A 9,440-nucleotide genomic window follows, 5' to 3' on the forward strand; every position below is an offset into this window, starting at 1 on the left:
GAGCACAGCGCATCCCTCGCTTTTCACACCGATGCACCGCTACTGCTAACGCCCCCGCGACGCCTCCGCAATCCTCGCGGCAAGTCCCGAGTCGCGCTGCGTCGGCGTGGCGATCGCTTGCGCCAGCACCGCGCGCGCCCCGATCACCTCGACCCGTTCACGAGCGCGCGTGATCGCCGTATAAACCAGTTCGCGTGACAGCACCCTGCTGAATGCGGACGGCAGCATCAAAACCGCATGCTCGAACTCCGAGCCTTGCGACTTGTGCACCGTCAGCGCGAACGCGGTGTCGTGCGGCGGCAGCGCGGCGGGCGACACGGCTCGCAGACCGCCATCGCCGGTGCGAAAATAGACCCGCAGCGCACCGCCCGCGCCCGGCAGCGCAATGCCGATGTCGCCATTGAAAAGCCCCAGCGCGTAGTCGTTGCGCGTGACCATCACCGGCCGCCCGGCAAACCACTGCGCACCGACTGCGAGCGTGACGCCGGCCACGCGCCGCACCTGCGCCGCCATCAGCGCGTTCACCTGATCGACGCCGCGCGCGCCGGAGCGCGTCGCGCACAAAACACGGAAGCGATTGAGCGCGTCGAATAGCGGCAACGGGTTCGGCGTCGCCTCGGCGAGCGCTGCGGCCAGCGCTCGCGCATAAGGCGCGAAGCCGGCGGCGAGGCGCTCGACGGTGCGCTCGGTCAGCGTCGCCTGCGCGTCTTCGTGAAGCACGGCCGCAGCTTGCGTCGCGTCGGCGAGCAGCACGTCGAGCGCGGCGCTCGCCGCGCCATTGCGAATCGCCAGCGACAGGCGGCCGATCGGCGATTCGAGCCCGAACCGATAATTGCGCTCGAGCCACACGACGCAATCCGCGAGTGGGCTTGGCGGCTGCTGAGCGGCCGGCGCGGGGCGCAAGTTGTTGCTGGAGACGTCGGCGTCAAAGAGATCCGCATTGACTGGCTCGCGGGCGGAACGGGCCGCAACGGGCTCGTGGAAAACGTCGTCTTCGGGGCCGCGGAAAAGATCGGGGACGTCATCGCCATCGCTGTCGGGCAAGTGCGAGCCTTTCGTGAAACGCCCGGCGTCCGCGTCGATGTCCTGCGCGACTCGCGGCAGCGACCGAACCAGCCGCGCCTCGTCAATGCCCAAAGCGCCGGCAATCCGCTTCACCCCTTCCGCGGTAAAAGCCGGCTGGGCGCTCAATTCCGCGAACACGGCGCCGGCCTCGACCGCCGCGAGCTGATCCTTGTCGCCGAGCATCACGAGCCGCGTATGCGGTGCAATGGCGTCGAGCAGATGCGCGGCCATCGCGACGTCGATCATCGACGCCTCGTCGATCACGACGACGTCATACGGCAATGGATTATCCCGATGATGCCGGAAGCGCCCGCCCGGCCCGGAGCCGAGCAGACGATGCAACGTATACGACGTCTGCGGCAAACGCGCGGCCAGCTCGGGCGGCAGATCGCCGGCGCGCGCGAGCAGGGCTTCCTGCATGCGCTGCGCCGCCTTGCCGGTAGGCGCCGCCAGCGCGATCCGCAAATCGGCGCGCGTATCGAGCAGACACGCGAGCACGCCGACCACGGTCGTCGTCTTGCCCGTGCCCGGGCCGCCGCTGACAATCGTGAGCCGTCCCGACAGCGCCATCACGGCGGCCACGCGCTGCCAATCGACCTGGTCGTCCTTCGGCGGGCCGAAGTAGCGTAGGAGACGTTCGTTGAGGGTTTGGGTGTCGTCGGCGTTGGTGGAGGCGTTGGAGGAGGCGTCGGTGATCGCGCCAGTGGCTGCGTCGGTGGCTGCGTCGGTGGCTGCGTTGGAGGTGGCGTCGGCATCGCCGCCCGCCACCTTTCTTGCACCGACCGCCTCGTCGCTACGCGCACCGCCCGCTGTGCCGGAACGCCCGACGAGCCACGGCGCCGCGGCATCGGAAAAACGGTGAGCCGCGCCCGCATGCGCGACCAGCGCCCGTGCGAGACGCCGTTCGTAATCGTAGTAGCGCGCGAGGTACAGCCGCCCTTGTTCGTCGATAACAAGCGGCCGCAGCGCCGCCGCGCCGCTCGCGCCGTCGCTCGCCATACCGCTCGCGAACAACGCCGCGCGTACTTCGGCAGCGGACGCCTCGAAGCGCTGCGCGAGCGACGCAAGCGGCACACACACGTGCCCTTCCGCGGTCGCGCGACTCGCGGCGAAAGCAGCGCGCGCCGCCCACTTGACCGCGTCGCCGGATGCGCCGCCGCGTCGCGCCAATGCGCCAATGCGGCGTGCGAAACCCTCCGCGAGCGCAATGCTGAAATCAGCCGGCGCAGGCAGATTGACGCCGATGTCTTCGAGTTGCAACGACGGCACCGACGCCAACGGCACCGATGCGTCCCGATCGAACGTGCTCATACGCCGCCTCCGATCATCGCCGCGTCGAGCAACGCGACCAGTTCGAACGACGGCCGTCTGGCATGCACGCCGGCCGGCCCTTCCGCGTCGCGCCAATGCGGACGCACGCCGCGCACGAACAGATACAGATAGCCGCCGATATGCGCGTCGTACGAATAATCGCGCAACCGCGTCTTCAGATAGCGATGCAGCGCGACCGTATAAAGCAGCGCCTGGAGGTGGTAAGCATGGCTCGCCATCGCGGCTTCGAGCGGCACGGCCGAGTAGTCTTCGGCGGTCTCGCCCAGATGGTTCGACTTCCAGTCGACGATCCAGAAACGCCCGTCGTGTTCGACGATCATGTCGATGAATCCTTTGACGAAACCGCGCAGCGCGCCCGGCTCCAACGCGACGTCGGGATAGCCGTGCTCGATCAGCAACGCGCGCAGCGCGGCGAAATCGAGCGAAGGCGCGGCGAACAGAAATTCGAGCTCGTTCAGACGCCGCCGTGGATCGAGTTGCGCGAGCGTCATGCCGGGCACGAGTTCCGTGCTCACCACGTCCTCCAGCAGCTTATGCATCATCGCCGGCAAACGCGGCGCGAGGTCCGGCGACGCCGGCGCAGGACGCTCGCGCAACGCACCGCGAATCGCGTGGGGCCACGTACGCGGATCGCCGAAATCCGCGAGTTCGAACATCCGGTGCAGACACTCGCCGGCCGCGGCGCCGCGCGGAAACGCGAGAATATCGTCGGCGGCAAGCGAGGATACTTGCAGCGCGGGCGCGGGTGCCAACAACGTCGGCGCTGCCGCCAGCACATCGGCTATCTCGTCGTGATCGGGGCGTACTTCCTCGAGCGGCGCCTGGGCCTCTTCGGCCTTGTCGCCCGCGGCGATCAGGCCGCTAAAGCTCGCCATGCGCCACTGATCGCGTAAAGACCGGCGATGGCTCCGTGCGCGTTTGTGCGCGCCGCTTTCCTGCATGCTCTCGAGCGGCCTGCGGCGCTCCACCTTCGGCAGCGGCTGCAACGCGATCGGACCGCCCGCCAGCGCTTGCCAGCGCGCGGACAACGCCGCTTCGTCCGGCGGATCGGCGAGCCAGTCGTCGAATTCGTAGCCGCTGCCGGCCACCAGCCAGTTCAACACGCTGCGCCGCGACTCTTTCGTGGAACGCGACGACAGGTAGGTGCCCGCCACGAGATAACAGCGATACACCGCACGCGTCAGCGCGACGTAGACGAGCCGCGCCCGCTCGGCCGCCTGCTCGCGCGCCGCGTGACGGGCCGCGCGTTCCGCCTCTTCGTCGTCGCAGCCGTAATGCAGTACCGCGTCGCCGCCCGGATCGTGATATTCGCGTGCATCCGGCAAACCCGACGACGGCGGTTCGCGCAAACCGCCGTCATTCAGAAATGGGCAGAACACCACCGCGTATTCGAGCCCTTTCGACTTGTGCACGGTGACGATCTGCACGAGATTGCGGTCGGACTCGAGCCGCAACTGCGCTTCCTCGCCGCCGCCCTGCGCGCGCTGCGCGGCAAGCCAGCGCAAGGTCGGCGCGATGCCCGGCTGCGTGGCCGCGCGCGCCTGCACGAGTTCGGCAAGATGGTTGACGTTGGTCAGACGCCGCTCGCCGTCCGGCGCGGCGACGAGCCGTTGTGCGACCCGCAGTTCACGCATCAGCGTGCGCCACATGACGGCAAAGCCGCGCTCGTGCCAGAGCATGCGATAGCGCGAAAACCGCTCGACCCAGCCCATCGCGTCGGCGGCGTGCGCGGGGTCGTCGGCGACAGCGGGCGCGTCGGCGACCTGCTCCAGACGCCACAGCGCCGCGGCGTCGAGCCCGAGCCAGTCGGTCGCGAGCGCGGCGCGCAGACGGCGCAAGTCGCCGGGCGTATCGACGGCGGCCAGCACGCGCTCGATCTGCTCGGCGTCGAGCGTCGCGAACACCGACGCCTGCGCCAGTTCCACACTGCCGACGCCCCACGCCGCCAGCACGCGTTTGATGAGGCTGCCCTGCTTGTGCGTCTGCACGAGCACCGCGATATTGCCCGGCGCAAGCGGCGCGTCGCCGATCGTCACGGTGCCCTCGCGCGCGCCGCGCAACAGCCGGACGATTTCGGCCGCGCACGCTTCGCTCGCTTCGCGCTGAGCCTCGCGCTTGGTCAACGCCTGCTCGCCCGGTGGCAAGGTCCAGATGCAAAAGTCGCCGCCGCTCGAATCCGGATCGGAGAACGGCGGCCTGCGCCGTTCGCCCGCGCGCACCGGCTGATAGTCGAGCCCTTCGAGCACGAAGGCCTGCGGGTTCGCCTCGAACACGCGATTGCAAGCGTCGACGATGGGCGCCGTGGAACGCTGATTGACGGCCAGCGTATAACGCGCCGAAGCCGACGCGCGCGCCGCCAGATACGTATGCAGATCGGCCGCGCGAAAACTGTAGATGGCCTGCTTCGGATCGCCGACCAGAAAGAGCGGCCCGGCCGGCGCGAAAATGCGGCTGAAGATCGCGAACTGCAGCGGATCGGTGTCCTGAAACTCATCGATCAAAGCGGCGGGATAACGGGCGCGCAACGCGTCGGCGAGCCACGGATGCGCGGCCAGCGCACGGTACAAATTCGACAACAGATCGTCGAACGAAACGACGCGGCGCGTGCGCTTGCGCGCGACCAGTTCGGCGGGCGCATGATCGAGCCAGGTTTGCACGATCGCGAGCCAGCGCGCGCGTTGCGCCGCTTCCGTCGCGACGACGGCCGCAGCGAGCGCTTCCGCGTGTTCGAAGAACGCGTGTTGCGGCGGATCGAACTTGACCTTCGTGGCCTTCTTCAACGCCGAGGCCGTCAGTTTCAGCGCGGTCCGCGGCGGAGGCGCATGGCAATCGCCTTGAGCGAAGTACTCGGTCCATGCGGCAATCGCGGCGCTCACGTGATCGGGCTTGTGCGTGGTCTTGCTCAAGCGGTCCTGTGCCTCGGCGAGCAGGCTGACGATCGCATCGCGCTCGGCATGCCACAACTCGCAGGCGGCGTCGAAACCGGCTTGCGGATCGGCGCTCGCGTCGGCGCTCATGCTTCCCCAGCGCAACTGCGCCAACGGCTTCTTCAGGCGCCGCGCGAGTTGTTCGTCGAGCGATGCGGGCCCGGCGCGCCTCGCCACCAGCCACGCGGCGAATGCGGGATGCGCATGGGCGACGGGCTCGACCTGCTCGCGCCAGAAATCGGCGGCCATTTCGAAGCGGAGTGCGGCGTCGTCGGCTTCCATGTCGAACGCGAACGGCATGGCGGCCGCAAACGGCGCCTCCTGAAGCGCGCGCTGGCAGAACGCGTGAATCGTGTGGATGGCCGCCTGATCGAACGTGCGCAGCGCGCGACGCACGACCTTCAGCGCCGTCTCACGGTCGATGCCGCGCTCCGGCGCAAGCGTCGTTTCGAAGAGCCGGCGGATAAACGGATCGCCGCCGTCGTCGTCAAGTTCGATCGCGCGATGCAGTTCCGCAAGCCGGCCGCGAATGCGCTCGTGCAGTTCGGCGGTCGCGGCCTTCGTGAAGGTTACGACGAGAATCTGATCGGCGTTCAGGTTCTTCTCGAGCAGCAGGCGCACATATAGCGCGCAGATGTTCCACGTCTTGCCGGTGCCCGCCGAGGCTTCAATCTGATTGACGCCGTCGAGCGAACACGCGAAGACGTCGAGCTCTTCAGCCGCCAGCGTATGACGATGCAGCGCGCTCATGACGTGCTCCGCAGATGCTGCATCAACGGCTTGAACACGATCGACGCGAGACTGCCGAACGGTTCGTCGAGCGTGAGCGGCGTGCCTCGCAGCGCGATGCGCAAGGCCGGGTCGTCGGACTCGCCGCGCACGCGGTCGTTGATCCACACGCCCTGCGCCGCGGAATCGCTTTCGCTGACTTTGGCCCACGCGCTCTTCGGGAAAAAGCGCAGCGGCAATCTGCGCCCTGCTCTGAACAGCGCGGCGAGCGGCGCGAGTTGATCGAGCGGCGCGGCGACCGGCGCAAGCTCGAAGCTCTCGCCGCTGCCGTGCCAAACGGTGCGGCGCGGACCGTTCGGCTGGGCCGCGCAATAAGCCAGATGCGCGAGCCATGCCGACAGATAGTCGCGCGCGGTGGGTTTGGCGTAGCGAAAAATCACTTGTCCCGTATCGGTCAGCAGGTTCAACGTGCCGTGCAATTGCAGCGGCGCTTCGGCGGCTTCGCGAAGCGCTTCGTCATGCGAGCCGAACAGGTCGCCGGCGATGTCCGCAGCGTCCGGCCAGCGCGGCGCGATGTCGAGCACGAACGGCAAGCGCTCGACGCCCGACGCCACTTCGCGGCGCACGCTGTCGGCCAACTGGCGCAGCGCGCCCAGTTCGCGCGCGCGCCACACCGCGCCGGTCGCGCCGCCGGGCAATTCGGGGCTCGCCTCGGCGACACGCCGCACGCGGTCGAACATGAGATCGCCGTCTTCATCGTCCGTGTCGAGCAGCACGGGCAACAGACGCCCGGCCAACGCGTCGCGACCGGCGTAGTCGAGTTCGAACGGCTCGGTGTCGAGCAGTTCGGCCTGCGCGTCGGACAACACGATGCCGAGGCGATCGCGCAGCACTGCTCGCGCCGGATGACGCCAGAAACGCACGAAATCGTCGAACGCGACGGGCGCGGCGTCTTCGGGCGGCAAGGGCTGGTCGAAGAACGGCGCGGCGGTTCTTTGCTGCGGCGCGGCCAGCAAGGTCGCGAGTTCCGCGCGATCGGCGTCGTAGGTGAAAAGCTCGGGCTGCGCGGCGAAGTACTCCGACGCGAACGCCTGCAACGGATGATCGACAATGAACGCGCGGCGCGCCTCGTCAACTTCCGCGGGACTCGCGCCCTCGCCCGCCGACACTTGCGCGAGATAGTCGAGCAGTTCGTCGACGAGCGCGGCCGGCGGCAACGGGGCGTTGTCGCGAATGCTGCGTCCCGTGTACGCGATAAAGAGACGGCTGCGCGCGGCGAGCAGCAGATCGAGAAACAGATTGCGCTCGTCGTCGCGGCGCTGGCGGTCGCCGGCTTTGCCGAACGCGGCCATCAGATCGAACTCGTCGGCACGCGCGAGACTCGGCAGCACGCCGTCGTCCATGCCGAGCAGACACACCACGCGGTAGGGCAAGCCACGCAAGCTCGTCAGCGATGAAAACGTCACGCTGCCCCAAGGCACGCCGCCACGCGCCGGGTCGTCGAGCGCTTCCGTGAGCGCGCCGCGCACGACCGCGGCGGGCAGCGTGACCTCCTGCGCGCCGGCCTGCATCGCGTCGCTCATCTTGTCGATCGCGTCGCGCACCGCGGAGAGCGACTCGGCGAACTGGACGCCGCCGTCGAAACACTGGGCAAGCGTTTCGAGCAGCAACTGCGTCCATTCGGCGGGCGTCTGTTCGCTCGCGCAGCGCGTGGCGAAGCTGTCCACATCGTCAACGAAACGCGACAGACGGCCGAGCAGTTCGGCGTCCGAGCCGCCCGCGCCCTCGACGGGCAGCCACGCATCCACCGGCTCGCCGCCGTCGGGCATCGCATAGCCGAGGTACAGGCGCGTCAACGCATCGGCAAACGTGTGACGCGCGACCGGCACGTGTTCGCCGCTCGGCTCGGCAGGCGACAGCCCGCGCCGCGCGCCGGCCGCCGCGAGCCATTCCTGCGCGGCTTCGAGCGAACCCGCGTCGATGCCGTAACGCACCGCAACCGCGTCGACGCGCAACCATTCGATCAGGTCCGGCGCGCCGACGCTGCGCTCGGGCAACGCGAGCCAGTCGAGCAAGAGACGCGCGACGGGATTGGCCTGCGAAGGCGGCAAGCCGGTGATCCGATACGGAATGCGGCGCGTGTCGCCAGCCGGCGTGGTGCCGAACACGGCGTCGATTCAGCGGACCGGCGGCGGCCAGATCGGACACGGCGACGAGCACGTCCGACGGTTCCAGGTTGTCGAACTCGTCGAACCAGCCAAGCAGACGATCGTGCAGCACTTCGAGCTGCCGCGAGAGGCTATGGCACACATGAACTTCGATGCCGTGCTCGTACGGCAACTCGTCCGCCTGCGTCTCGGAACGCAGATCGAGAATGCTGTTTTGCACGGCAGCGAGCCAGCTCGGTTCGGGATTCTCCGTGAACTCGCCCGTCTCGCCCGAAGCCGCGCTTTCGGTGAGTTCGTGCAGCATGTGCAACTGCGCCTGCGTCTGACGACCCCATTCGGCCAGCAGCGGATGACCCACTTCCTGATAGTCCAACTGCCCTGCCGCGTCGAGCGCCTGAACGCGGCCTTCGCTCACCACGTCGAACCAGAATTCGCGACACGGGTTCATCACATACAGACGCACGTCGACCCAACGCGACAGCGCGCGCAGCAACGCGACGTGCAATGGCGGCATGGTGGGCAGCGCGAACACGCTCACCGCTTCGGGCCACCTGGCGTTGGCAATCGCGTCGAGATCCAGCGTGCCGATTTCGTCGAGGAAACGATAGGCGGGCGGCAGCGCGGCTGCGGGCGCTTGTGCCCCCCCGGCACCCCCGGCACCCCCCGCGTCCCCGGCTTCCCCGGCGAGTTCGGTCAGCACCGCGCGCCACAGCGCCGCCTGCCAGCGTTCGTCTTCGCGCGCTGCGTCGCTTGCGCCGACAAGGCGTGGGCCCGTGTCGTCCGCTGCACCGCTCGCGAAAATCGAACCGCCCTTCTGCCATTGCAACAGCCACTCCGGGCGATAGGTCAGATAGTGATCGAGCACGGTCGCCACACGGCGCGCGAGTTCATAGCGCATGGACGGATCGGCCGCATCGAGATACGTGCGAAGACGCGGCGACGCATTCCACGGCAAGGCTTCGTTCGAATCGCCGAGCAAACGATAACAACGCCACACGAGCCGGTCCGGCGCGAACGGCGAATGCCGCGGCACCGCGATCACGCCGCCGATTTGCGCCCACAGCCATTGCGCGAGATAGCCGAAGCTGACGTTCGCGCAGACGCCCTGGCGCGCCGCGATGTCCAGTTCGAGCCGCCGCCGCACAGCAGCGCTCGGCACGATCACGGGCTGCGCGGTCCAGGGCCCGGACGGCGCTTGCGCGAGATCGTCGAGCAGCGC

Annotated in this window: 2 protein-coding genes and 1 pseudogene; all 3 read right to left on the reverse strand. The window is 68.5% G+C overall.

Annotation, left to right across the window (positions count from 1 at the left end):
* Positions 1 to 45: 45 nt before the first annotated feature.
* Entirely contained in the window at positions 46 to 2,376 is a 2,331-nt protein-coding gene (locus tag BGRAMDRAFT_RS31535; RefSeq protein WP_006052979.1) for an AAA family ATPase, read from the reverse strand.
* Positions 2,373 to 6,074 (reverse strand): exodeoxyribonuclease V subunit beta, encoded by a 3,702-nt coding sequence (gene recB, locus BGRAMDRAFT_RS31540; protein WP_006052980.1) that lies wholly within the window; start codon positions 6,072 to 6,074, stop codon positions 2,373 to 2,375. The genes BGRAMDRAFT_RS31535 and recB overlap by 4 nt, the downstream gene beginning before the upstream one ends.
* A pseudogene (gene recC, locus BGRAMDRAFT_RS36030) lies at positions 6,071 to 9,440 on the reverse strand (exodeoxyribonuclease V subunit gamma); the annotation flags it as partial. The pseudogene recC and the gene recB, both read right to left, overlap by 4 nt.

It is taken from the genome of Paraburkholderia graminis C4D1M, assembly GCF_000172415.1.
Taxonomy (GTDB): Bacteria; Pseudomonadota; Gammaproteobacteria; order Burkholderiales; family Burkholderiaceae; genus Paraburkholderia; species Paraburkholderia graminis.